Below are 22,083 nucleotides of genomic sequence, written 5' to 3'. Positions count from 1 at the left end.
ATCAGGCAATGCCGCCCAGGCATACATATTTGAGCTCGGTATATTCGTCCAATCCGTGCCTGGAGCCTTCGCGGCCGAGACCCGACATCTTGACGCCGCCGAACGGCGCCTCGGCGGTGGATACGAGACCGGTATTAACCCCGACCATTCCATATTCAAGCGCCTCGGCCACGCGGAAGACCCGCGACAGATCCCGCGCATAAAAATAGGAGGCAAGTCCGAACTCGGTGTCATTTGCCTGCTCGATGACGTCCTGCTCGTCGCGGAACCGGAAAAGCGGTGCAAGCGGCCCAAAGGTTTCCTCACGCGCCACCTGCATGCCGGCAGCAACGTCACGCAGAATCGTCGGCTCGAAGAAATGGCCGCCAAGCGCGTGGCGCTTGCCTCCCGTTACGATCCCGGCGCCCTTTGCCACGGCGTCCTGAATATGGCTTTCGACCTTGGCAACGGCATTGTCGTCGATGAGCGGGCCAAGCACGACGTCACGCTCCAGACCGTTGCCGACCTTCAACTGCGAAACGGCCTCGGCGAGCTTGGCTGCAAATGCCTCGTAGACGCCGTCCTGGATATAAAGCCGGTTGGCGCAGACGCAGGTCTGACCGTTGTTGCGGAATTTGGCGATGATGGCGCCTTCGACCGCCGCGTCGAGATCGGCGTCGTCGAACACGATGAAGGGTGCATTGCCGCCGAGCTCGAGACCGAGCTTCTTGATCGTCGGCGCACATTGCCGGTAAAGCAGCTCGCCCGTTCGGGTGGAGCCGGTGAAGGTCAGGACCCTGATATCGCGGCTGGCGGTCAGCGCTCCGCCGATTGCAGCTGCGTCACCTGTGACAATGTTGAGAAGTCCCGCCGGCAGGCCGGCTCGCTCTGCGAGGACGGCGATCGCGATCGCGGAGAACGGCGTCTGCAGCGCCGGCTTGAGAACGACGGCGCAGCCAGCGGCAAGCGCGGGGCCGATCTTGCGCGTGATCATCGCGTTCGGAAAGTTCCAGGGCGTGATTGCAGCCACGACGCCGGCCGGCTGGCGCAGCACAAGGATGCGCTTGTCCGGCTGATGCCCCGGTACGATCTCGCCGTTGATGCGTCGTGCCTCTTCGGCAAACCACTCGATGAAGCTCGCACCATAGGTGATTTCCCCCTTGGCTTCGGCCAAGGGCTTTCCCTGTTCCAGCGTCAGGATCATCGCCAGATCGTCACGGTTTTCGATCATCAGGCGATGCCAAGCCTTGAGAACGGCGGCGCGCTCGCCGGCGGTCTTCTTCGCCCAAAGCTTCTGGGCGATGACGGCGGCCCGGATGGCATCTTCGGTTTCCGTCGCACCGAAATCGGGGACCGCGCCCAGCACCTCACCTGTCGCCGGATTGCGGACCATGGCCGACGCGCGACCTTCCGCTTCGATCCAGCGATCGGCGATGGGGCATGCCTGGCGGAACAGCGAGGGATCATTGAGTTTCATGGGACAACTTTCAACAGAATACGTGAGCGGCGCCGGGATCGAAATCGAGATGGACTATATCTCCACGATTGAGCCCGGCAATAGCCTCATGACCGAACGGCAAGCGAACCGAAAGCGCCTCGCCTGTCGCCGTCTCCGTGGAGACGTGGATGTTGTTGCCGAGAAAGGTAATGTCGCTGACCGTCGCGGCAAGACCTGCGCCGGCGGCTCTCGCGCGCGACAGCCGGATGCGCTCCGGCCTCAGCATCAGCGCCGCCCTTGCGCCGGAGGTCCCTTTTCCATGCACCGGAATCTGGTTGAAGATGGTTCCGCCTCCGAGCGCTATGGTGGCTTGTCCGTCGGAGGACGACACCAGGTCGCATGAAATGAAGTCGCTATCGCCGATGAATTCGGCAACGAAGCGCGTCTTGGGATTGGCGTAGAGCTCCGGGCCAGTACCGATCTGATCGATGACGCCCTTGGAAAAGACGGCAATGCGGTCGGAGAGCCGCAGCGCCTCTTCCTGGTCGTGCGTGACGTAGAGGATCGTCACTTCCGTCTGCTGGTGGATGCGGCGGATCTCATGCTGGATTTCCTCGCGCAGCTTCTTGTCGAGCGCCGACAGCGGCTCGTCCATCAGCAGCACCGGCGGATCATAGGCAAGAGCCCTGGCAAGGGCGACACGCTGCTGCTGACCGCCGGACATCTGCGCCGGCTTGCGATCCTCGAAGCCTTCGAGCCGGACAAGGCGCAGCATCTCCTTCACCTTGCTGTCGATTTCCGCCCTGGACTTGCGCCGGACCTTCAGCGGAAAAGCGATGTTTTCACCGACCGTCAGATGCGGAAACAGGGTGTAGCGCTGGAACACCATGCCGATATTGCGCTTGTGCGACGGCGTGGCGAGCAGCGTCTTGCCCTCGAGCGTAATGTCGCCTTTGGTCGGGTTTTCAAAGCCGGCCAGGATGTAGAGCGTCGTGCTCTTGCCGGATCCGGACGGACCGAGGAAAGTCAGGAATTCACCGCGCCGGACATCGAGATTGACGTCGTGCACGGCGACGACGGGGCCGTATTCCTTGCGTATTCCGCGGATCTGAAGGAATGGTTCGTTCATTGTTTCAGTACCTTACGCACGACGGCAACCAGCGCCATCAAGATGATCGTCAAAAGGATGAGAAGGGTCGACGCGGCAGCGACAACAGGCGTCAGGTCTTGCCTGAGCGTCGCCCATACCTTCACCGGCAGCGTCTGCAGGGTCGGGCTGGACATGAAGATCGCCACCACCACCTCGTCCCAGGATGTCAGGAACGAAAAGACGGCGGCCGAAAACAGCCCATGGCTGATCGCCGGAAGCGTGACCCTGATCTTCGCTTCCAAAGGCGAGGCGCCGCAGAGCACGGCAGCGTCCTCGATCGACTTGTCGAAGCCTTCCAGCGCGCTCGATATGGATAGGATCGAGAAGGGCAGCGCCAGCACGAGGTGCGAAATGACGAAGCCCGTCAGGGTGCCGCCAAGGCCGATCCGGAGGAAGAAGGCGTAGAGGGCAACCGCGAGAACCACGACCGGCAGGATCATCGGCGTCAAGAATAGCGCTTTCAGCGCATCGCGGAACATGAAGGAACCGCGCACCAGGCCGAAAGATGTCACGAGCCCGAGCAGCACCGACAGAACCGTGACGATGACGGCGATCTTGAAGCTCGTCAGAGCCGATTCCAGCCAGCGCGGGTCGGCGAAGAGTTCGTTGTACCACTGGAAGGTCCAGCCCGGCGGCGGAAAGATCAACCATTGCGAGGAGCCGAAGGACAGTGCCGCGATGAAGACGATCGGCAGCAGCAGGAAGGCTGCGGTCAGAAGCGTGATCGCGAGCAGGACGTATTTCCACCAGCCGAGACGGTCGAAATTGAGCAGCATAATCAACGTCCTCCCGGGTTCTGATTGCCGAAGAAACGCAGCTGCACGGCATAGAGCGAGAGCGTCACCACCAGGAGCACCAGCGCCGCTGCACCGCCCATTCCCCAGTTGACCAGCGACTGCACGAACTGCGCGATCAGTTCTGCCAGCATCATGTTGGCAGTGCCGCCGAGAAGCGAGGGCGTGACGAAATAACCGAGCGACATCACGAAGACCATCAGGGCGCCAGCCGCCATGCCGGGCATCGCCAACGGCAGCAGAACCCGCGTCAGGCACTGCCAGCGGTTGGCGCCGCAAAGGGCTGCCGCCTGCAGCGTCGACGGGTCGATCTTCTTGATCACGCCGTAGAGCGGCAGGATGATGAAAGGTAGCATGATATAGGTCATGCCGATCGTCACACCGGTCAGATTGTTGACGAGCGCCAGCGGCTGGTCGATCAGGCCCATTCCCATCAGCATCTTGTTGATGAGCCCGGTGCGTTGCAGAAGCACCATCCAGGCATAGGTGCGGGCCAAAAGGTTGGTCCACATCGAGAGAAGCAGGATCGCAAAGATCACCGTGCTCAGCCGACCGGGCATGATCGCCAGCGCCCAGGCGACGGGAAATCCGATCGCAAGCGAAATCACGGTGACGAGGCCTGAGACGATGAAGGTATTGGCGAAAATCTTGAGATAGGTGGCAGAGCCGATCAGCTGGGCATAGTTTCCAAGGCCCGGAACGGGCTCCAATACGCTGCGCAGCAGCAGGATCGCCACCGGCGCGACGAAAAAGATGCCCACGAAGGCAAGAGCCGGAACGACCCCACCAAGTCCTGTTGCCCTGCGTATCTTTGGCAGAGGCATGATTGCGCCGGAGGCGTCGCTATACGTCGACATGACAGTCCTTCCCACCCGTCAATTTCCGCAGCGGCGAGGTCCAATGGACGGGTACCGCCGCTGCAGGAGACACGGCAAATTTTCGCCGTGCCCGTTCATCTCCAGTTTCGGACTATTTCGCCTGCCAGGCGTACCACTTCTCGCCGATGGCATCGCGATTATCAGCCCAGTAGTTCATGTCGGCATTGACCTGGCTTGCGGTCTGCTGATCCGGCAGCGTCTTGGCGGTTTCCGGGTCCATCAGCTTGGCCGAATCGAGGTTGATCGGCGCATATCCCGTAGCCTTTGCAAGGGCAGCCTGCGGTTCGGCCGAGGTTGCCAGCGCGATGAACTTCATCGCCGCCTCGACATTCGGCGCGCCCTTCGGCACGACGAGCGCATCGGCAGCGGTGATGTTCTGCTCCCAGGAGGTTTCAACCTTGATGCCGGTCGCCGCAAGCGCCGTCATGCGGCCGTTCCAGACGCTGCCGAAGGGCGCCTCGGCCGAGGCCAGCAGCTGCTGCGACTGGGCGCCGCCCGACCACCAGATGATATCCGACTTGATCGTATCGAGCTTCTTGAAGGCGCGGTCGAGATCGAGCGGATAAAGCTTGTCGGCAGGCACGCCGTCGGCAAGCAGCGCCGCTTCGATCACGCCGGGAGCCGACCACTTGTAGAAGGTGCGCTTGCCGGGAAATTTCGTCGTGTCGAAGAGGTCGGCCCATGTCTTCGGGCAGGCTTTGACGGCATCGGCATTGCAGCCGATGACGAAGGAATAGTAGAAGCTGCCGACCGAATAGTCGGTGACGAAGCGCGGATCGAGCTTGGATTTGTCGATGACGGAAAAGTCGAGCTTCTCGAGCTGGCCAGCCTTGCCGGCCTGGGCGGCATAGTCGCCTTCAACGTCGACGACATCCCAGTTGACTTCGCCGGCCTCGACCATGGCCTTGAGCTTGCCGTAGTCGGTCGGGCCGTCCTGCACGACGGTAATGCCTGTTTTCTCCGTGAATGGGCTTGCCCATGCCGCCTTCTGCGCATCCTGGGTCGTTCCGCCCCAGCTCGAGAAGACCATGCTGTCGGCGTGTGCCGGCGCGGAGACCGCCACGAATGCGGCAACCGCCGCGAAAGCAAATGTCGTTTTCATGTTCCCTTATCCCTGTTGTGGTTTGTCCTACGGGTATGCCTTATGCCGTCAGCGCGCCTCGCTCCGGGGAGAGAAGCTTGCCGGCTTCATAATCTTGTTTTCCGCCACCTCGATCAGGTCGCGGATCTTGGGCAAGAAGGCCTGCCATCGGGGATCGGCCAGAAGCCGCTGGCGTCTCGCCTCCCGGTCGTCCAGGCTCGTAAAGGCCCAGATGTGGACGATCTCGTTGATCGTGCCGATCTCCGAGAAGAAGTAGCCGACCAGCATGCCGAGATGGCTCTTCTGGATTTCGATCCCTTCTTCCTCGACGACCTTGAGATATTGCGGGATCGTTCCGTTCTTCAGCCGATAGGTGCGGACCTCGTAAAACATCGCGTCACCTCATCACGAAAGGATCGGGGATCGGATCGTCCGAGGTCCGGAGCCAGATCGTCTTGGTGCGGGTATAATCGAGCGCCGCGGCCATGCCGCCTTCCCTGCCGTGGCCCGACAGGCCGAAGCCGCCGAAGGGCGCGATCGGCGAGACGGCGCGGTAGGTGTTGACCCAGACGATGCCGGCGCGGATGCCCTTCATCAGCCGGTGCGCCCGGGTGAGGTTCTGGGTGAAGATGCCGGAGGCCAGGCCGTAGCGGGTGTCGTTGGCAAGCCGCAGCGCCTCGGCTTCGGTCTCGAAGGACACGACGGAGAGGACCGGCCCGAAGAACTCCTCGACCAGTGAGGGCGAAGCGACATCGTCGCAGTCGAGGATCGTCGGCGGGAAATAATAGCCTTCGCCATCGATCTTGCGGCCGCCCGTGACCAGCCGGGCGCCGGTTGCGATCGATCTCTCGACAAGGGCGCCGATATTGTCCTGCTGGCGCTTGGTCGCAAGCGGCCCGACTTCGGTCGCCATGTCGAGCGGCGCGCCGATCCGGATCGCTTCCGCCTTCTCGCGCAGCAGGGCGACGAACCTGTCCTTGACGCTGCGCTCGACGATCAGGCGCGAGCCGGCAACGCAGCTCTGTCCAGTCGCCGCGAAGATGCCCGCGACCTGGGCGTTGGCGGCACTTTCGAGGTCGGCATCTGCAAAAACGATGAAGGGCGATTTGCCGCCGAGTTCGAGCGAGGTGGAAGCGAGGTTTTCGGCCGAGTTGCGCACGACATGCCGGGCGGTTTCGGGCCCGCCGGTAAAGGCGACATGCGCGACCTTCGGGTGGCGGCCGAGGGCCGCACCGCAGGAGGCGCCGAAACCGGTGATGACGTTGACGACGCCGGCGGGAAAGCCTGCCTCATGCACCAGGCGTGCAAATTCGAGCAGCGGCGCCGGCCCGTCTTCCGAGGCCTTGACCACCATCGTGCAGCCGGCCGCGAGCGCCGGGCCGATCTTGACCGCCGACAGGAAGAGCTGGCTGTTCCACGGCACGACCATGGCGACGACGCCGATCGGCTCGCGGCGAAGCCAGACGTCCATATCGGGCTTGTCGATCGGCAGGTAAGAGCCCTCGATCTTGTCTGATATGCCGGCATAATAACGATAATATTCGGCGACATAGGCGATCTGCGCGGACGTTTCGCGGATGATCTTGCCGGTGTCGCGCGTCTCCAATTCAGCGAGGACCTGGGCGTTGGCGGCAACCAGATCGGCGAGCTTGTAAAGCAGCTTGCCGCGTTGGGTGGCCGTCATCTTCGCCCAGGGGCCCTCGTAGAGCGCCCTTTCGGCAGCGTTCACAGCTCGATCGACATCACTCTCGCGCGCTTCGGGCATTTCCGCCCAGACCGTGCCGGAAGCCGGATCGATGCTCGGATAGGAAGCTTCGCCATCCGAGAATTCGCCGTCGATATAATGCTGGAAACGCCGCATGGTCCTACTCCTGAAATGCCGGCATGACCTCGGCGATGAAACGCTCGAGCGACGCCTTCTTGCGCTCGAAACTCATGCCGGTGTCGATCCAGAAGGAATATTCGTCGTAGCCGAGGGCCTCATAGGCCTTGAGCCGGTCGATGACGGTCTGCACGTTACCAACGACGTTGTTGGTGCGCATGACCTCGTCCGACAGCATCGCGTTTGCGCGGATCTGCTCGTCCGGGATCCGCTCGATCAGGCCTTGGCTGATCGGCTTCTCATTCTTGAACCAGGCGAAGAAGTAGTTGTAGTAGACGCTGAGTTCATGGGCGGCCTGGGCGACGTCTTCTTCCGACGAGCCGACATAGGTGTGGCGCAGCAGCATGATTTTCGGCCGCTCGACATCGGGGTTCTTGGCGCAGGCATCGTTGAAGCGGTCCATCAGCGACTGGACCTCGTCATCACCCTGCCAGAGCGGCGTCACCTGAACGTTGCAGCCGTTGGCGACGGCAAATTCATGCGAATTCGGATCGCGCGCGGCAACCCAGATCGGCGGGTTCGGCTGCTGCAGCGGCTTCGGCGCCGAGGTGGTCGCGGGGAACTTGAAGAACTCCCCATCATGGGCGTAGTCGCCGTTCCAGATTCCTTTGACCGCCGGGATGAGCTCGCGCATGCGCTGGCCGGCGCCCCAGGCGTCGAGGCCGGGCAGCAGACGCTCATATTCGAAGGAGTAGGCGCCGCGGGCAATGCCGATATCGAGCCTGCCGTCGCAGATGATGTCGGTCATCGCCGCTTCGCCGGCAAGCTTGATCGGATGCCAGAATGGGGCGATCACCGTTCCCGTCCCGAGCCTTGCCCGCGACGTGCGGCGGGCGAGATCGGCAATGGTCACGAACGGATTGGGGGCAATGGTGAAATCCATGCCATGATGCTCGCCCGTCCAGATCGCATGCATGCCACCCTTGTCGGCGATCTCGCAGAGCGCGACGAATTCCTCATAGAGGCTCTTGTGGCTCTGGCTGGCGTCGAGCCGCTCCATATGGACGAAGAGGGAGAATTTCATGCTTTTGCGCCCTTGGCTGGAATGGGATGAATTTTGCCGCCGGTCTCGTCGCCGAAATAGACGCCGAAATTGCCGATCGAGCTTTCCATCGTGAAGCGGTTGACGATATCGGCGGTCGAGCTGGTCTTGAACTTTGCTGCAGCCAAGGCGTCAGGTTTTACGAACCTGCCGCCGGCTGGCTCGCCCTCGCCGGCAACGGCGTGATAGACAATGTGCTGCTTGCCGTCGCTCTTGCCCTCATAGACCGAATAGAGAAAGCCGATGCTGACCTTCAGCCCGGTGAGCGTCTCCAGATATTCTTGCAAAGCATCGGTCGGGTTGCCGTCATGGGCATCGACGCTTGGCAGGGAGAGTACATCGTCGCCCAGCAGCAGAACTTCTCCGCGGCGCTCGACGACGGCCGCAAGTTCGATATTGCCCTCAGCTGCCGCAGACACCGCCTTGCTTGCGAGCGTCGGCGTGAAATAACCGCCACGGGCATAGCCGAGACCATTGCGGCCGCTATTGTCGAAAGCCTCGATGCGGCCCATCAGGATGACGTGGTCGCCGGCCTCGATGACCTGTTCCATGGCGCATTCGAACCAGGCCGCGACATTCGAGAAGATCGGGCAGCCCGCCGATCCCTTGGCCCATTCGACCGCCGCGAATCTGTCTTCGACCGGCCGCGCAAAGGTGTTCGACACGTCCTTCTGCGTTTCCGAGAGCACGTTGATCGCGAAATGCGGCGCTCCGGTCATGATGGCGAAATTGCGCGAGGTCTTGGCAAGGCAGACGAGCAGCAACGGCGGATTGAGCGAGACCGAGGTGAAGGAGTTCGCGGTGAAACCGATCGGATTCCCCTCCCCGTCGCAGGCGGTGACGACGGTCACGCCGGTCGGAAAAGCTCCGAAGGCATCGCGCAATGCTCTTGGGTCGACAGTCTGGATTGTCATCGTTCATCCTCCCCGAACGACAGCCACTCGGCGAGCAGCGAATTGACGATATCAGGCGCGGTCAGGTTCACCATGTGACGATGGCCTTCGACGATGCGGACCCAGCCCTTGGGCGCAAGCGCCGCCATCTGCCCTGCCATCAGAGGCGTCGAGTTTGGATCGTCGGAGCCTGTCAGAAACAAGGCCGGACCAGCCACGTCTTTCCAGCGATCGGCATAGGTGTCGTCTCCGCCGGCAAAAGCGGCGTAAGCGACCGCATAGCCTTCCGGATCGACCAGGCTCAGCCATTTCCGCGTCAGTTCGCGGGCAACGACGCTGTCTGCATCATCGCCGAACCAGCGAGCCAGGGGACCCTCCTTGTCGACGCCCGTTACCGGAATGGCCGCGGCCCGTGCGAGCACGGCAGCCTTTGCTTGCTGGTCGCGCCTGTAGACGCCGTTGAGGTAAGCGACACGGCTGATCCGTTCGCCGAACGTCGCCGCCGCCCCTCCCGATACCAGCGCACCCATGGAATGGCCGGCAACATTCACCCTGTCGATCGCCATTTCGTCGAGAAACCGCCCGAACCAGGCGACGAACTCCTCAAGACGGCTGCCCGCCGGCAGCTTTGCGCTCTCACCATGTCCCGGCATGTCGACGGCGATGACGCGATGGCCGGCCGACAAAAAGGCGATCTGCGGCGCCCAGGCCTCGAGCCGCATGCCGACACCATGAATGAGGACCAGCGGCTCACCGCTGCCGGCCTCGTGATAGGCCGTTCCGCCTGCCGTCTTCTTTCGAGGCAAGTCACCGGCCGCGCTCTTTGCTGCAGCGGCGCCTGAGATCGATCCGGCTGTCAGCATCTCAGAGCCCACCCTTTCAAACGCCCGCAGGGTTGGCGACGTCCTGGTCAAGATCCTTCAGATCCTGATAGCGGTCACCGATGCGGTGATGAGGACGTCCGCCCACCGAAGCGCCAAGCGCCACGACGATCTCGTCGGCGGCAGGCGCGTCGGGGATCGCCGTTTGGATGGTCAGATAATGTGAACGGCGGCCTTCGTCGTTCTTGTCCATCAGCGGGATCATGACCGGCGCGTTGGCGGGGCCGCGCGTGTTGCAGAAGGCGAGATAGGACTTGGCGCCGACAGCCTGGCGATAAAAATTGCCGAAGCGCAGCGTGTGGATGAGCGCGGAGGCATGTTCGATCTCACCGTCCAAACCGACGACGGCGGCCTTGCCGTAACCTTCGACGGCATCGCCGGAACCGACTGCATCGATGATCATCTTGGTCAGCAACTCACCGAGAACCGGAGCGCCGGCGTGAATCTCGGGCTTGAGATCTTCGACAAAGCCGCGGCCCGCCCAAGGGTTCTTCACCACCGCGAAGGCGGTAAACAGCTTCAGCGGCACCGCCGCGGTCTTGCCGCCCTCGATCAGCGTCGTTTCGATCTGCAGTCCGGTCTTGCGAATTTGAATGGCCATCGAACACCTCATTTCTCAATTTCATATTATGGTATACCATAATATACCGGTGTCAAGTTCGTTCCCTACGAAGACGCAGATTTAGATCACCTCCAAAAATATGTATTCAGAACAAAGGCTTGTCAGTTTCCCGCGATCACTGCGGATCCACCACTGTCAATGTTGGCCGAATCCCAGATTTCCCCGGCAGGGCACAGGCTCCCAGCCACAGAGACACCATAGCCATCCCGGTTCATATGATACCGCCTCAGATATTATTTATTATGGCATACCATCACATTGAGAAAAGTTAGGTGTCAAGCAGGGAGTATGGATTCTCGTGCATCATGATCGCGAATGCCGTCTGGCATTCGGCCGGTTGGTCGATGACAGTTCCTGCCGTGAAGGTTGCGGCTGCTCGTTCAATGTTCTTGCTCCGCAAGCGACCTCGATACCGCTTGACTCATTTGTCGACGGGCGCTTATCGAACTGTGATCACTGATTTTTCGTCCGGGGAGGATGAGAGTCACCACAAGAAAAACGCATGTCGGATACTCCGTCAGGTCGTGATCTTCGGCAATGTGTTGGCCGCTTTTTTGGGCTTCGCCGCCTACCGCCTGAAGACAGGTAATTTTGGATAACGTCCTTTTGCAGTGAATGCGTATTTAGGTCGGAAGGGGGAAAAGCTGTGTCGTCAATCAATCCGGAACTCTTCCGCGCATTGCCGAAAGCGGAAATCCACGTGCATCTTGAAGGGTGCTTCAATGTCGAAACCCTCGTTCGATGGGCTGGCGAGGCCGGGGTTCTGCTGCCTCGTCCTGCCGATCGGCTATTCGAGTTCCAAGGGCTCGCCGATTTTCTGCACTTTCTGGATTGGGCTTGCGGCCTGGCCAGTTCCCCACAGAGACTGACTGAACTGGCGCACGATTTTTGCCGCCGTTTGGCAGCCGACGGAACCGGCTATGCCGACCTGATCGTGAACCCGACCCATTGGAGACACTGGCGGCATCGGATCCCGGAAATGGTGGCGGCGCTTGATGACGGCTTCGCCGCCGCCGAGGCGGAAGGCCTGCCGCCCGTCGGCCTTTGCATCAGCCTGTTACGGACGCAGACAGATAAAGAGGCAAACGACCTGGTCGATCTCCTGGTGACGATGGGTCACCCGCGTGTTGTCGCCCTTTCGATCGATGGCAATGAGGCCGCCGCCGGCCGGACAGGAGAGCGTTTCGCCGCAGCTTTCGAGAAAGCGGGGAAGGCCGGGCTCAAGCGAACCGCTCACGCCGGCGAGTCGAGCGGTCCGGAAGGCGTCAGGGACGCGATCCTCTTGCTGGGCGTAGATCGCATCGATCATGGCGTTCGCGCGATCGCCGACGATGCGACCGTTGAACTGCTTGTTGAAAGGCAGGTTCCAATCGGCGTCTGCCCCACGTCGAATATCAACTTGAAGATCTTTCCTTCGATCGCAGAGCACCCGATCGATCGGCTTGTTCGAGCGGGTGTCCGGGTTTCGATAAACACGGACGATCCGAGCCTGATGGGTACCAATCTGCCTCTCGAATATGCCCGTGTCGCTAGCGCTTTTTCCTGGGACGAATCCGTCATTCGCGACGTGGCGCGCACATCGATCGAAGCGAGCTTTGCCTCGGAGAGCGTTAAAGCCGGCCTGCTCGCGCGCCTTGCAACCTGGCAGGAGTCGCCTGGCCCTTGACGCAAATTGCCTCGCTCGATGTGCAGAGAAGGTTGCCGGTTTGGCACGCGCTGTCGGACGTGTTCCTCGACACCGAATTGCAGGCAAGGGACTATCATCGGATCGCCAGGACGCTCGACATATCCGGATACTCCCTTGCGGAACTCCGATCGATCCTGGAGGACGAAGTGGCCCCGGCATTTGCATCAAACCTCTGGTCCGTTACAGGAGAATGGGCCGGTTGGAGCGAGAACGATGTCCAAACCATAATGCTCAAATCGCTGTCGCGGCGACGTCTTCCTCTTCTGTCATGGCTGAAATGGTTGATGCGTCGACGCCATATCGAGCAAGAGTGGGAGAAGATCGAGCAATTCCTCAAACAGGGATGAGGCCACCCTCGCAATACCGCAGCGGAGTGACGCCGGGGGCAAAACGCTGTCACAAAAGTCACCCGCTTCAGGCGGACTTTTACGACCGGCATTTGCGACACGAATTTGAGTGCGATTTCAGCTCGCGATATTTCTAGTGAAAAGTCAGGCGTTGCGGGACAACGGAAAAGCCCGTCGCGAAGCAGACTTGCGAATCGCATAAGTATATGCTTATGTGTCTGCATGATCGAGAATGACATTTTCCGAGCCTTGGCCGACCCGACCCGCCGCGCGATCTTCGAGAAGCTGGCGGCGGGCGGCATGAACGCCAGCGCCTTGCGCGCGGGCATGGAGATCAGTCAGCCGGCCATGTCGCAACACCTCTCGGTTTTGCGGAGCGCAAAGCTCGTGCGGGAAGAACGGCAGGGGCGTTTCGTGAATTATGAAGTCGATCCGGAGGGACTGGCTCTCATCGCACAATGGTTGGCGAAATATCGTGCCTACTGGCCTGCCCGCATCGAAGCTCTCAAGGTCTTGCTGAAGGATATGGACCAATGAACGACGGAAAGGCCACCGAGCAGAAAGACGGCATCGAGCTGGAATTCGATCTGGATGAACCGCCGCAAAAGGTCTGGCGTGCAATCAGCATCCCCGAATTTCGGGAAAACTGGTTGCCAAAGGACGCTTTAGCCGATCCCGAACCGGCCACTATCACACCTGGCAAGGAAGTCCGCTATAGCCTGCGCGACGACGCTCCACCTTTCCTTGAGAGCACGGTGACGTTCACGATCGTCCCGAACGCGACCGGCGGCACCCGCCTGCGCATTATCCACGAACTGACCGACGCGAGGCTTGACCGGACGGCGAAAGCGGCCGCGAACAGCAACAGTCCGCCCCTCATGCTCGCCGCCTGACGCGGCAAGCCCCCTTAAATTCTGGAAGATTGGAGTTCGCCGATGCGCGAAGCGATGCAACTCGTCCCTATGGTCATAGAACAATCCAGCAGAGGGGAGAGGTCTTTTGACATTTACTCCCGCCTTCTGCGCGAACGCATCATTTTCCTCAACGGCGAGGTTAACGATACCGTTTCCGCTCTGGTCTGCGCGCAATTGCTGTTTCTTGAGGCCGAGAATCCAAAGAAGCCGATCAATCTTTACATCAATTCGCCGGGCGGTGTCGTGACCAGCGGCCTCGCCATGTATGACACCATGCGCTTTATCCGCGCGCCGGTTCATACGCTTTGCATGGGGACAGCCCGGTCAATGGGATCGTTCCTGCTGATGGCAGGCGAGGCCGGCGAAAGAGCTGCATTGCCCAACGCCAGTATCCTCATTCACCAGCCCTCCGGTGGCTTCCAAGGGCAGGCTTCGGACATGCTGATTCACGCCGAAGAAATCCTCAAGACCAAGCAGCGCATGACGCGGCTCTACGCGGAGCATTGCGGACGCTCCTATGAAGACTTTGAGCGCGGGATGGATCGCGACCGTTTCATGACGGCGGAAGAAGCATTGGAATGGGGTCTTATCGACCGTATTCTAAAGGTTCGGGAAGACATGGACAGCCTATAACCTGTCGCGGAAATCCCAACAAAAGTTGGAGTTTTGCGCCTGAGTTTTGCAGCGCGCAAAGCTGCACAGAACCGAAAATACTGCGCCATCAAATGCCGGGACTAAACAGCTAGGTCCACCTAAAACCATCCCGCTCTAAGGGGCACAGATATACGGCAGCTGACAGGGGCTGCTGTTCCGGAGATGGCGTTCTCAGGTTTGGATATGCAGCAACGGGTTCGGTTGCCGGTCAACGAACTCTTTCTTGATATGCTCAAGAGTGGTCCTCTGTCCGGCAAACGGCAGCAAGGCGGCCGCATCATCCAAGGACAGCCAGCGAAAATCATCGTGTTCGTCGTTGAGCCGTACCGTGCAATCCGTCGGTGCAAAGGCGACAAACACCGGCGTCAGCGTGATTGCATCTCGATCGGCCTCATAAAACTGCTCGCAAATGTCTGCGGAATAGAGTGCTTTCAGTGCGAGGCCTGTTTCCTCCTCTGCTTCCCGAAGTGCCGCCTGCCAAGCCGTTTCTCCGTGCTCGATCCCACCAGCGATCTGACACCATTCCCCACTAAGGGTGCTACCGGTCCTGCGCAAAAGAAGGAGCTCAAAAGTATCGTCTCGGGGCCTCAAAATGAACAGGGAAATGGCAAAGGATCTGATGGGGATTTCGCGTTTCAACTTTCTGCTCCCGACCGATATTTTAATGAATTGGCGAGCCAGGTCGTTCTGCTTAACGAGGACCAGAACTTTGCCTTCGTCCGATTGAGCAGCCGCTCTTCGTTAGTTCGCAATTCGCCTTCGGCCCCGACGAGCCGGCCGAGCTATCCCGTTCTCCCCATGATGGGCCTACCGAATATCGGTGCCCCTTTAATGTTCAGGCCTCGTCGGCGGAACGTGATCGCGAATACCGGACAGGCATCGACAATGTCGATGCGGCAGACGGCCTCGCTACCCTCTTCTGCGAAGACCGCAGCGGTCGACGCCCTGACCTATTCGGCGGGCTTCTGAGCGGACAGCACCGCTTCGGCAATGGCACTCGCCGCCGCGACATGATCCATCGCCGCCTGCTGGGCTCCCTCGCCGTCGCCGCGGCGGATGGCATCGACGATCTTCGACATCTGCAACGGCCCTTCGATACCGCGCCGTTCCGTCTTGATCGTCATCGAGCGCAGGTGGTTGATGCGCACGGTGAGGAGGTTGACGACGCCCCAGGCGACATGCCTGTCGACCATGGTGAACAGCGTTTGATAGAAGGAAGAGGTATTGGCCAGCACGCCGGCCATATCGTGGTCGCGATAGCTGTTGCGGATTGCGGTCAGGGATTCATCGAGCGCGGCGACGATCTCGGGGCTGCCGCGTTCTGCGCAGAGCCGCGCCGCCATGCCTTCGAGCGCACCGCGGATTTCATAGATCTGCTTGGCTTCCTCGATATCCAGCTGGGCGACGATCGGTCCCTTGTTCGGCAGATTGGCGACGAGCCCTTCCGATTCCAGATGTCTCAGAACCTCGCGCACCACCGTCCGGCTGACGCCGAGCTGGGCGCAAAGGTCGCGCTCGACAAGCCGGTCTCCGGGACGGAAGTATCCGTTGACGATGGCCTCGCGGACCTTGTCGAGCGCCAGTTCCCGCAATGTCTTCGCAGGACGCTCGACCCTGATTGCTGCGTCCTTCAGAGCACCGCTCATACCGTACCTCAGTGTTGGGTTGACTTCGCAGGCTCAAGCTTTGCTGCGGCAGCCGAATTCAGGAATCGTATTATGGCCTACCAAATACTGTAGCTGTCGGCGGCCGGCAATTCAACAGCACCGTGCCGATCCCGAGATTGTCAGCCTATTCGTCGGAATTGGGTCTCGCCCTGACGATCTCTTCGGCCACCGCCTTCGCCTGCAGCCGGATGTCAGGGACGGCGGTGATCTCCCAGAATTGTCCCGCCGTCAAGGCGCCGACGGCAAACAGCCGCGCTGGCGAGATCCGGGACGGAGCAGTCACCTCGGAAGCCGCATCCACCTGGATGCCGAGGCCGAGCGGATCGGGAACGATCAGCTGAAACCGGCTCATTTCCTTCAGAAGCGGCGAATGGCTGATCCCGGCGCGCTCCATTCCCGTGCAGTTGACCAGCCAGTCCGCCTTGATCTCGGCGATCTCACGCTTGGCCCTGATCCTGTAGTCGGCAACGAGCCTGCCTTCCCTGGCCTCGAGCGATCTCAGGAAGCCCGCGTGAAAGCGAACGGTTCCGTCCGAGACCAATTTCTCGAACCCGGCGAACACGTCGGGCGCGACCCGGTGCCGGTGGATATTCCACCAGGGAAGCGCATGGCGCAGGAATCGTGCCCGCTCCTCGTTCGAAAGCCGCTGCCAAAGAGCCTGCGTCACCGGCCTCAGGCCGTCCATCACGCTCCGCCAGTCGGCGACCTCCCTGCTCTTTTCCCGCAAGATCTTCAACAGGCCGCTGATCGTGGCGGGAAGCGTGTGAACGTCGATCGGCAGAGGCGCCGGCGGCATCCTTGCATGTCCGAGCGGCGCCAAGCCGCGCCGCGAAAGCACGTCGATCCTGCCTCTATGACCATGGACGCGAAGCGCGAGAACCTGATCGATCATCGTCAGACCGGAGCCGAGAATACAAACCCTATCGGACGGTGCGACGCGCCTCAGCCAGGAGAGCCGCCACGGGTTCTCGACGATCCGCGATCGCAAAAATGGCGGGGCGCCAGCCGGATCGACCGGAAGGTTCGCGTTTCCGACGCCAAGACAAAGCACCACATTCCGCCCGGCGATCTCGTCGCCATTGCCGAGGTGGAAGGCGAGCGTGCTCGTGAACCGCTCCACGCATCCTGTCGCCTTGGCCTTGATGAAATCGACCCGGCAGCGTCCCTCCCGCTTGCGCAGCAGCCGCGCAAGCGTATCCCTGACATAAAGCCCGTAATCGCTGCGCGAGGCGAAATCGCCGGCCTGCATCAGCCGCCCATGACGTTTCAGCCAGTCGACGAAGTCATCGGGATGATGCGGCAGCAGGCTCATGCGCCCGGCGGGAACGTTGAGCCGATGGAGATAGAGCTCCGTCCTATATGCCGTCCCGCGCCCGAAACCGGGATCGTCGCCGACGACGGCAACCTTCGCCGAAGCGGGAAGCTGCTCGATGAGATTGCAGGTCACAGCGATCGCTGAAAAACCGGAACCGACGACGATCACATCGTATATCAACGCATTCTCCCGAAGCTCCATAACGCCGGCTCTTGTCACACCCCGACCTGGGGATCACTCAAGCGGCAGAATCACGAAAACAATTATCTCTATAGTCTATAAATATAGTTTGTTATTTCTCCCGCCAGCCCCTTCTCGACGATTACCCTTTTGAAGGTGAGATCAAGGGGCCGAGTGGCCCGCAAACAAAGGGGCTCAGGATGAATTTCAAGAATTTGGTTGCCGTGATTGCCTTGGGCGTCGGCACTCTTGCAACGGCAATCGCCGTTGAGGCGGCGGACAAGAAGGTCGTCGTCGGCTATCAAACCGATGCCTTGCCGTCGTCGGTGGCGATCGCCAACGGCGAATTCGCCAGGGATACCGGATACGACATCGATTTCCGCAGGTTCAATTCAGGCGCCGAAATCTTTGCCGCCATCGCCTCCGGCGACGTCCAGATCGGTTATGTCGGCTCCAGCCCGTTTGCGGCTGCGGTCTCGCGCGGGCTCGAGGTCAAGGCGTTTTACCTCGCATCCATCTCCGGCATCGACGAGGCTCTGGTCGTCCGCAACGGCTCGGGCATCGAAAGCCTGAACGATCTGAAGGGCAAGAAGCTTGCCGCCGCGCCTGTTTCCACGGACCACTATCAGCTTCTGGCGCTGATCAAATCGCTCGGCCTGACCGAGAAGGACGTCCAGGTCTTCGCAATCCCGCAGCCCGAGATCGTCGCGAGTTATAACCGCGGTGATATCGATGGCGGCTTCGTCTGGGATCCGGCGCTGACCGAACTCAAGAAGAACGGAAAGGTTCTGGTGACCTCCAAGGACGTCGCGGACAAGGGTGCGCCGACATTCTCGGCCTGGGTGGCAACCTCGAAATTTGCCGCCGACAACCCGGAATTCCTGAAGGGCTTCGCCTCGGTCATCAACAAATACTACGCTTCCTTCGCATCGGACAAAGCCGCCTGGGGTCCCGACAGCGATAACGTCAAGTCGCTCGCCAAGCTTCTCGGCGGAACGCCGGAGCAGCAGGCCTCGGCGCTCAAGAACCTGACGCTGCTGACGCCCGAGGTCCAGGCGTCGGACGCCTGGCTCGGCGGCGGCGAAAAGGCGGGCGCCGGCAAGATCCTCAAGGACACGGCATCGTTCCTGAAGGAACAGGGCAAGATCTCCGGCGTGCTGGAAAATTACGGCACCTTCGTCACCGCAGACGCGCTTACCGCCGTCAGCAACTGATCCTCCCCGTGCCGGCGCGCCTGTCGCGCCGGCATCGAACCTGCGAGCGGCACCATGCTTAAAGTCGATCACGCCAGCGTTTTCTTCGCAGCCCGCGATGGGCGAACCGTCCATGCGCTCGATCGCGTTTCCTTCGATATTCCCGAACGGGGGTTCGTCGTCGCGCTCGGCGCCTCGGGATGCGGGAAATCAACTCTTCTCAACGCGATTGCCGGTTTTCTCCCGCTGTCGGATGGCCGGATCACGCTCGATGGCCGCGCGGTCGAACGGCCAGGCGCCGATCGCGGCGTCGTCTTTCAGAAAGATGCGCTGCTGCCCTGGAAATCGGTGGCCGACAATGTCGCGCTCGGCCTGAAATTTGCCGGCGTCAACCGCAAGGAGCGGCAAGCGCGCGCGCTCGAACTGCTCCGGCTCGTCGGTCTCGACGAATTCGCCAATGCCTTTCCCTACGAGCTGTCGGGCGGCATGCGCCAACGGGTCGGCATCGCCCGGGCTCTTGCGACCAATCCGGATATTCTGCTCATGGACGAGCCGTTCGGCGCGCTCGACAGCCTGACCCGCGAGCAGATGCAGGAACTGCTGGTTTCCGTCTGGAACAAGACGGCGAAGAAGATTTTCTTCATCACCCATTCGATCGAAGAGGCGCTGTTTCTCGGCACGCAGGTCCTGGTCATGTCGCCGCGGCCGGGGCGCGTCGTCGCCCGCTTCGATCTCGATTTCATCCGTCGCTTCGCCGAGACCGGCGACGCCCGATCGATCAAGGCGTCGCCGCGATTTGCCGAGCTGCGTGAGGAGATCCGCGCCATTCTCCACAGCAGCGAAGATTTGAGGAGCGCCGCATGAGCGATATAACGCAGACATCGCCGGTTGCGGCGCAGAGAGAGAACCGCCAGGTCAAGCTGGTGAAGATGGCAAGCTTCGGCGCCGGCGAGAAATCGACGGTGGCGATCAGCGTTGCCACCGCCCTGGCGATATTGCTGCTGTGGTGGCTCGTCTCCGCGCTCGGTGTCGTGCCGCACCTGTTCCTGCCGCGTCCGGACGAGGTGCTGACGCAGATCGGCGCCATCTATCGCGACGGTTATGCCGGAGCGTCGCTGTCCGAGCATATCCTTGCGAGCCTGTTCCGCATCGTCATCGCAGCCCTCATCGCCATCTCCGCCGGCATTCCGCTCGGACTGCTGATGGGTCTGAACCGCTGGGCGAAAGGCGCGCTCGATGCGCCGATCGAGTTCTACTGGCCGCTTCCGCCCCTCTCCTACCTGCCGCTGATGATCATCTGGCTCGGCATCGGCGAGACGTCGAAGATCACGCTGCTGGTGCTGGCGATGTTCGCGCCGATCTGCCTCTCGGCCCAGGCGGGCGTCCGTTCGCTGCCGATCGAGCGCGTCAACGCCGCTCGTTCGCTGGGCGCGAGCCGGCTGCAGCTGTTCATCGATATCGTCCTGCCCTCCGCCCTGCCCGAAATCCTCACCGGCATCCGCATTGCCCTCGGCGTCGGCTGGGGCACGCTGGTCGCCGCCGAATTGATCGCCTCGACGCGCGGGATCGGCTTCATGATCATGTCGGCATCGCAGTTCCTGGCAACCGACGTCGTCTTCGTCGGCATCGGCATCATCGCGATCTGCGCCTTCGCCTTCTCGGCCGCCATCCGCTTCCTGGAGGCGTTCCTCGTGCCCTGGAAAGGCAAGCTCTGAGGGAAACCGGCTTAGCGGCTCCCCGTCACACTGTATCGACGGGAGCTCGTCTGCGACGAGCTCCCCTTCGGGCCGGCCCGAAAGACAGCGCACGGGCCAACGGCGCAGGGTGGACGTTCAAATAGCACATCAAAGCCTGCACCGCTTCCGCCGCGACCATTTCGTGCGGGCCGTCGTCGGACACCACCGTCACGTCGGCCAGGGCATAGATTGGGTAACGGTCATCGATCAATTTGCGCAGGGCGCCTTCGGAATCGGGCATTTGCAGCAGCGGCCGGTTGGCCCGCCGGCGCACGCGGCGGATCAATACATCGAAATCGGCTTTCAGCCAGATCGACACCCCCTGCTCCGCGATCCGCGCGCGGGTCTCGGCATTCATGAAGGCGCCGCCGCCAGTCGCCACCACTTTCGGCCCTTCGGCCAGGAGCCGCGCGAGCATCCGCCGCTCGCCGGCGCGAAAATAGGGTTCGCCGTGCCGGGCAAAGATTTCCGGGATCGTCATACGATGCGCCGCTTCGATTTCGGCATCGGCGTCAGCAAAATCGAGCCCGAGCCGCGCCGCCAGCGGCCGGCCGACCGATGTCTTGCCCGAGCCCATCATGCCGATGAGCACAATGCAGCGCCCACCCAGGGCAGCGAGCAGAGCCGCCTCCGGCTGAGAATTAAGAGACATGTTCATGGCGCCCTGATAACTCCACTACGAAATTGCTGTAATAATCTATTGATGCTTGGCAGCATCTGTCCGGCGCCGCTGCAGGCTGTGGATCAGCATCGCGGCCTCCCTGACGATCGCCGCAAATGTCGGGTCGTCGGCCTCCGCGATCCTGCCCGTCATGTCGCGGATGATCGTCGTCAGATGGATGATCGACTGGCGATGTCGCGCTTCTTCCGGCCCGATTTCGGCATAGGCCATGGCGAGCAGCGTCTCCACCAGGCGCTCCATGATTTACCGGCGCCGGCTTCGCGGGTCGGCATCCGGATCTTCGCTGAGGCGCAGGAGATCGTCGACAATGTCGGACATTCCGCTTCCATTCACATCGCAAAAGCCGGCCGCGGAGAAACATTGCGCCTTCGATCGCCGGCACGCGTCTTCAAGGCATCCAGCAGCCGGTAGCCGGTTCGCCAGCGGCCAAAACCGCTGGCGATATTGATGTGGCCGGCAAGGCCGATATTCCTGGTCTCGGCCTTCCACAGGCGGCCAAACAGAGCCAGCCGATCGACCGTCATGTAAGCGTCGTTCATGCTGCCGACGACGATGCTCGGAAATGGCAGAGGCGCCGTCGGCATGCCGCCGAACGCGATATGCCCGGGATGCAGAATTTCCGTGGCCGGCAGATCGCAGGGAGCCACGAGCAAGGCCCCTTTCACGTGACGGGCAGCGCTTCGACCGGCCAGCCGGGCGGCGAGCAGGCATCCGAGACTATGGGCGACCAAGTAGGCCTCACCGGCCGCTTCAAGCGCGCCTTCCAATCGCGGCAGCCAGCTGTCGAGGTCCGGATGATCCCAGTCGTCCTGGGCGACGCGACGGCACCCCGGCTGATCCTGCAGCCAGTGCTCTTGCCAATGCCCCTCTCCAGAGCCGAACAATCCGGGGAGAATGAGGACTTCGCTCATCGGATCAGTCCGATCACCAGCGCGAACAGGAAGGTGAAGGAACCGGCGACCGTACAGATCCCCGCCGCATGCCTGAACCGCGACATGACGCTTCCCGTTGCTCTTCTGGTGTCGTGCCGACGGAAGCCGGTCTCAACGATAATCGCCATCCCGCCAC

The 22,083-nt window shown here is 61.4% G+C and carries 26 protein-coding genes and 1 pseudogene; 9 read left to right on the top strand and 18 right to left on the bottom strand.

Annotated features, from left to right (window positions below; translation table 11 throughout):
- Position 1: 1 nt before the first annotated feature.
- From CO671_RS12550 to CO671_RS12500, 11 genes are all read right to left on the bottom strand, one after another.
- Positions 2-1,456: an NAD-dependent succinate-semialdehyde dehydrogenase gene (locus CO671_RS12550; protein WP_097606185.1), complete on the bottom strand. Its 1,455-nt coding sequence runs from the start codon at positions 1,454-1,456 to the stop codon at positions 2-4.
- A 10-nt stretch (positions 1,457-1,466) separates the two neighbouring features.
- The gene (locus tag CO671_RS12545) at positions 1,467-2,546 is read right to left on the bottom strand and encodes an ABC transporter ATP-binding protein (RefSeq protein ID WP_097606184.1); all 1,080 of its coding nucleotides are present in this window, start codon (positions 2,544-2,546) and stop codon (positions 1,467-1,469) included.
- On the bottom strand, positions 2,543-3,343 hold the full coding sequence (locus CO671_RS12540; protein WP_010031645.1) for an ABC transporter permease: 801 nt from the start codon (positions 3,341-3,343) through the stop codon (positions 2,543-2,545). Before CO671_RS12540 ends, CO671_RS12545 begins: the two co-directional genes overlap by 4 nt.
- A gap of 2 nt (positions 3,344-3,345) precedes the next feature.
- A complete protein-coding gene (locus CO671_RS12535) occupies positions 3,346-4,218 on the bottom strand; it encodes an ABC transporter permease (RefSeq protein WP_010031644.1) in 873 nt (290 codons plus the stop codon).
- Positions 4,219-4,330: 112 nt separating this feature from the next.
- Positions 4,331-5,341, bottom strand: coding sequence for an ABC transporter substrate-binding protein (locus CO671_RS12530; RefSeq protein WP_097606183.1), 1,011 nt, complete (start codon positions 5,339-5,341; stop codon positions 4,331-4,333).
- A gap of 48 nt (positions 5,342-5,389) precedes the next feature.
- Positions 5,390-5,713, bottom strand: coding sequence for an NIPSNAP family protein (locus CO671_RS12525; protein WP_010028691.1), 324 nt, complete (start codon positions 5,711-5,713; stop codon positions 5,390-5,392).
- A gap of 4 nt (positions 5,714-5,717) precedes the next feature.
- A complete protein-coding gene (locus tag CO671_RS12520; RefSeq protein ID WP_097606182.1) occupies positions 5,718-7,181 on the bottom strand; it encodes an aldehyde dehydrogenase in 1,464 nt (487 codons plus the stop codon).
- 4 nt (positions 7,182-7,185) lie between these two features.
- Positions 7,186-8,226: an LLM class flavin-dependent oxidoreductase gene (locus tag CO671_RS12515; RefSeq protein WP_097606181.1), complete on the bottom strand. Its 1,041-nt coding sequence runs from the start codon at positions 8,224-8,226 to the stop codon at positions 7,186-7,188.
- Complete coding sequence (locus CO671_RS12510) at positions 8,223-9,158, bottom strand: flavin reductase family protein (RefSeq protein WP_097606180.1); 936 nt, start codon at positions 9,156-9,158, stop codon at positions 8,223-8,225. The genes CO671_RS12515 and CO671_RS12510 overlap by 4 nt, the downstream gene beginning before the upstream one ends.
- The gene (locus CO671_RS12505; RefSeq protein WP_097606179.1) at positions 9,155-10,000 is read right to left on the bottom strand and encodes an alpha/beta fold hydrolase; all 846 of its coding nucleotides are present in this window, start codon (positions 9,998-10,000) and stop codon (positions 9,155-9,157) included. Before CO671_RS12505 ends, CO671_RS12510 begins: the two co-directional genes overlap by 4 nt.
- Positions 10,001-10,016: 16 nt before the next feature.
- Positions 10,017-10,619, bottom strand: coding sequence for an amino acid synthesis family protein (locus CO671_RS12500; RefSeq protein ID WP_097606178.1), 603 nt, complete (start codon positions 10,617-10,619; stop codon positions 10,017-10,019).
- Positions 10,620-10,945: 326 nt separating this feature from the next.
- Here CO671_RS12500 and CO671_RS12495 point away from each other — a divergent pair, with 326 nt between their 5' ends.
- The 6 genes from CO671_RS12495 (at position 10,946) to CO671_RS12470 (ending at position 14,221) form a co-directional block, all read left to right on the top strand.
- A complete protein-coding gene (locus tag CO671_RS12495; protein WP_141514464.1) occupies positions 10,946-11,239 on the top strand; it encodes a hypothetical protein in 294 nt (97 codons plus the stop codon).
- Between the two features lie 80 nt (positions 11,240-11,319).
- Positions 11,320-12,306 (top strand): adenosine deaminase, encoded by a 987-nt coding sequence (gene add, locus CO671_RS12490; protein WP_245424976.1) that lies wholly within the window; start codon positions 11,320-11,322, stop codon positions 12,304-12,306.
- Positions 12,303-12,674: a hypothetical protein gene (locus CO671_RS12485; protein WP_097606175.1), complete on the top strand. Its 372-nt coding sequence runs from the start codon at positions 12,303-12,305 to the stop codon at positions 12,672-12,674. The genes add and CO671_RS12485 overlap by 4 nt, the downstream gene beginning before the upstream one ends.
- A gap of 222 nt (positions 12,675-12,896) precedes the next feature.
- Complete coding sequence (locus CO671_RS12480; protein WP_028759067.1) at positions 12,897-13,211, top strand: metalloregulator ArsR/SmtB family transcription factor; 315 nt, start codon at positions 12,897-12,899, stop codon at positions 13,209-13,211.
- The gene (locus CO671_RS12475) at positions 13,208-13,567 is read left to right on the top strand and encodes an SRPBCC domain-containing protein (RefSeq protein WP_097606174.1); all 360 of its coding nucleotides are present in this window, start codon (positions 13,208-13,210) and stop codon (positions 13,565-13,567) included. The genes CO671_RS12480 and CO671_RS12475 overlap by 4 nt, the downstream gene beginning before the upstream one ends.
- 42 nt (positions 13,568-13,609) lie before the next feature.
- Positions 13,610-14,221: an ATP-dependent Clp protease proteolytic subunit gene (locus tag CO671_RS12470; protein ID WP_097606173.1), complete on the top strand. Its 612-nt coding sequence runs from the start codon at positions 13,610-13,612 to the stop codon at positions 14,219-14,221.
- A gap of 192 nt (positions 14,222-14,413) precedes the next feature.
- Here CO671_RS12470 and CO671_RS12465 read toward each other — a convergent pair whose 3' ends face one another.
- The 3 genes from CO671_RS12465 to CO671_RS12455 all read right to left on the bottom strand — a co-directional run bounded on the left by CO671_RS12465 (position 14,414) and on the right by CO671_RS12455 (position 17,404).
- A complete protein-coding gene (locus tag CO671_RS12465) occupies positions 14,414-14,881 on the bottom strand; it encodes an NUDIX domain-containing protein (RefSeq protein ID WP_097606172.1) in 468 nt (155 codons plus the stop codon).
- 311 nt (positions 14,882-15,192) lie between these two features.
- The gene (locus CO671_RS12460; protein WP_097606171.1) at positions 15,193-15,888 is read right to left on the bottom strand and encodes a GntR family transcriptional regulator; all 696 of its coding nucleotides are present in this window, start codon (positions 15,886-15,888) and stop codon (positions 15,193-15,195) included.
- Between the two features lie 145 nt (positions 15,889-16,033).
- The gene (locus CO671_RS12455) at positions 16,034-17,404 is read right to left on the bottom strand and encodes an FAD/NAD(P)-binding protein (RefSeq protein WP_097606170.1); all 1,371 of its coding nucleotides are present in this window, start codon (positions 17,402-17,404) and stop codon (positions 16,034-16,036) included.
- 200 nt (positions 17,405-17,604) lie between these two features.
- Between CO671_RS12455 and tauA the strand changes: the two genes are divergently transcribed.
- The 3 genes from tauA to CO671_RS12440 are packed head-to-tail and all read left to right on the top strand — an operon-like array spanning position 17,605 to position 20,312.
- Positions 17,605-18,618, top strand: coding sequence for a taurine ABC transporter substrate-binding protein (tauA, locus tag CO671_RS12450; protein ID WP_097606169.1), 1,014 nt, complete (start codon positions 17,605-17,607; stop codon positions 18,616-18,618).
- A 54-nt stretch (positions 18,619-18,672) separates the two neighbouring features.
- Positions 18,673-19,461 carry an ABC transporter ATP-binding protein gene (locus CO671_RS12445; RefSeq protein WP_097606168.1) on the top strand — a complete coding sequence of 263 codons (789 nt, stop codon included), beginning with the start codon at positions 18,673-18,675 and terminating at the stop codon, positions 19,459-19,461.
- Complete coding sequence (locus tag CO671_RS12440; protein ID WP_097606167.1) at positions 19,458-20,312, top strand: ABC transporter permease subunit; 855 nt, start codon at positions 19,458-19,460, stop codon at positions 20,310-20,312. The genes CO671_RS12445 and CO671_RS12440 overlap by 4 nt, the downstream gene beginning before the upstream one ends.
- Positions 20,313-20,337: 25 nt before the next feature.
- Here the strand turns inward: CO671_RS12440 and CO671_RS12435 are convergent, their stop codons facing one another.
- The 4 genes and pseudogenes from CO671_RS12435 to CO671_RS33720 form a co-directional block, all read right to left on the bottom strand.
- On the bottom strand, positions 20,338-20,985 hold the full coding sequence (locus CO671_RS12435; protein WP_097606315.1) for a shikimate kinase: 648 nt from the start codon (positions 20,983-20,985) through the stop codon (positions 20,338-20,340).
- Positions 20,986-21,030: 45 nt separating this feature from the next.
- Positions 21,031-21,333, bottom strand: a pseudogene (locus CO671_RS12430) (hypothetical protein).
- An 11-nt stretch (positions 21,334-21,344) separates the two neighbouring features.
- Positions 21,345-21,926: an alpha/beta fold hydrolase gene (locus CO671_RS12425; RefSeq protein ID WP_097606166.1), complete on the bottom strand. Its 582-nt coding sequence runs from the start codon at positions 21,924-21,926 to the stop codon at positions 21,345-21,347.
- The gene (locus tag CO671_RS33720) at positions 21,923-22,075 is read right to left on the bottom strand and encodes a hypothetical protein (protein WP_170964974.1); all 153 of its coding nucleotides are present in this window, start codon (positions 22,073-22,075) and stop codon (positions 21,923-21,925) included. Before CO671_RS33720 ends, CO671_RS12425 begins: the two co-directional genes overlap by 4 nt.
- Between the last annotated feature and the right edge of the window lie 8 nt (positions 22,076-22,083).

Source organism: Rhizobium sp. M10 (assembly GCF_002531955.1).
GTDB lineage: Bacteria > Pseudomonadota > Alphaproteobacteria > Rhizobiales > Rhizobiaceae > Rhizobium > Rhizobium etli_C.
Note: the sequence above shows the minus strand (reverse complement) of the source record. Positions and strands in the feature narration are given on the sequence as shown.

What these genes read in the sequence shown, in the direction of transcription:
- CO671_RS12440 (WP_097606167.1), top strand. Translation starts at nt 19,458, where the DNA reads ATGAGCGATATAACGCAGACATCGCCGGTTGCGGCGCAGAGAGAGAAC.
- CO671_RS12470 (WP_097606173.1), top strand. Translation starts at nt 13,610, where the DNA reads ATGCGCGAAGCGATGCAACTCGTCCCTATGGTCATAGAACAATCCAGC.
- CO671_RS12545 (WP_097606184.1), bottom strand. Translation starts at nt 2,546, where the DNA reads ATGAACGAACCATTCCTTCAGATCCGCGGAATACGCAAGGAATACGGC.
- CO671_RS12540 (WP_010031645.1), bottom strand. Translation starts at nt 3,343, where the DNA reads ATGCTGCTCAATTTCGACCGTCTCGGCTGGTGGAAATACGTCCTGCTC.
- CO671_RS12425 (WP_097606166.1), bottom strand. Translation starts at nt 21,926, where the DNA reads ATGAGCGAAGTCCTCATTCTCCCCGGATTGTTCGGCTCTGGAGAGGGG.
- CO671_RS12435 (WP_097606315.1), bottom strand. Translation starts at nt 20,985, where the DNA reads ATGTCTCTTAATTCTCAGCCGGAGGCGGCTCTGCTCGCTGCCCTGGGT.
- CO671_RS12505 (WP_097606179.1), bottom strand. Translation starts at nt 10,000, where the DNA reads ATGCTGACAGCCGGATCGATCTCAGGCGCCGCTGCAGCAAAGAGCGCG.
- CO671_RS12520 (WP_097606182.1), bottom strand. Translation starts at nt 7,181, where the DNA reads ATGCGGCGTTTCCAGCATTATATCGACGGCGAATTCTCGGATGGCGAA.
- CO671_RS12530 (WP_097606183.1), bottom strand. Translation starts at nt 5,341, where the DNA reads ATGAAAACGACATTTGCTTTCGCGGCGGTTGCCGCATTCGTGGCGGTC.
- CO671_RS12550 (WP_097606185.1), bottom strand. Translation starts at nt 1,456, where the DNA reads ATGAAACTCAATGATCCCTCGCTGTTCCGCCAGGCATGCCCCATCGCC.
- tauA (WP_097606169.1), top strand. Translation starts at nt 17,605, where the DNA reads ATGAATTTCAAGAATTTGGTTGCCGTGATTGCCTTGGGCGTCGGCACT.
- CO671_RS12495 (WP_141514464.1), top strand. Translation starts at nt 10,946, where the DNA reads ATGATCGCGAATGCCGTCTGGCATTCGGCCGGTTGGTCGATGACAGTT.
- CO671_RS12515 (WP_097606181.1), bottom strand. Translation starts at nt 8,226, where the DNA reads ATGAAATTCTCCCTCTTCGTCCATATGGAGCGGCTCGACGCCAGCCAG.
- CO671_RS12475 (WP_097606174.1), top strand. Translation starts at nt 13,208, where the DNA reads ATGAACGACGGAAAGGCCACCGAGCAGAAAGACGGCATCGAGCTGGAA.
- CO671_RS12460 (WP_097606171.1), bottom strand. Translation starts at nt 15,888, where the DNA reads ATGAGCGGTGCTCTGAAGGACGCAGCAATCAGGGTCGAGCGTCCTGCG.
- CO671_RS12525 (WP_010028691.1), bottom strand. Translation starts at nt 5,713, where the DNA reads ATGTTTTACGAGGTCCGCACCTATCGGCTGAAGAACGGAACGATCCCG.
- CO671_RS33720 (WP_170964974.1), bottom strand. Translation starts at nt 22,075, where the DNA reads ATGGCGATTATCGTTGAGACCGGCTTCCGTCGGCACGACACCAGAAGA.
- CO671_RS12480 (WP_028759067.1), top strand. Translation starts at nt 12,897, where the DNA reads ATGATCGAGAATGACATTTTCCGAGCCTTGGCCGACCCGACCCGCCGC.
- CO671_RS12535 (WP_010031644.1), bottom strand. Translation starts at nt 4,218, where the DNA reads ATGTCGACGTATAGCGACGCCTCCGGCGCAATCATGCCTCTGCCAAAG.
- CO671_RS12510 (WP_097606180.1), bottom strand. Translation starts at nt 9,158, where the DNA reads ATGACAATCCAGACTGTCGACCCAAGAGCATTGCGCGATGCCTTCGGA.
- CO671_RS12500 (WP_097606178.1), bottom strand. Translation starts at nt 10,619, where the DNA reads ATGGCCATTCAAATTCGCAAGACCGGACTGCAGATCGAAACGACGCTG.
- CO671_RS12445 (WP_097606168.1), top strand. Translation starts at nt 18,673, where the DNA reads ATGCTTAAAGTCGATCACGCCAGCGTTTTCTTCGCAGCCCGCGATGGG.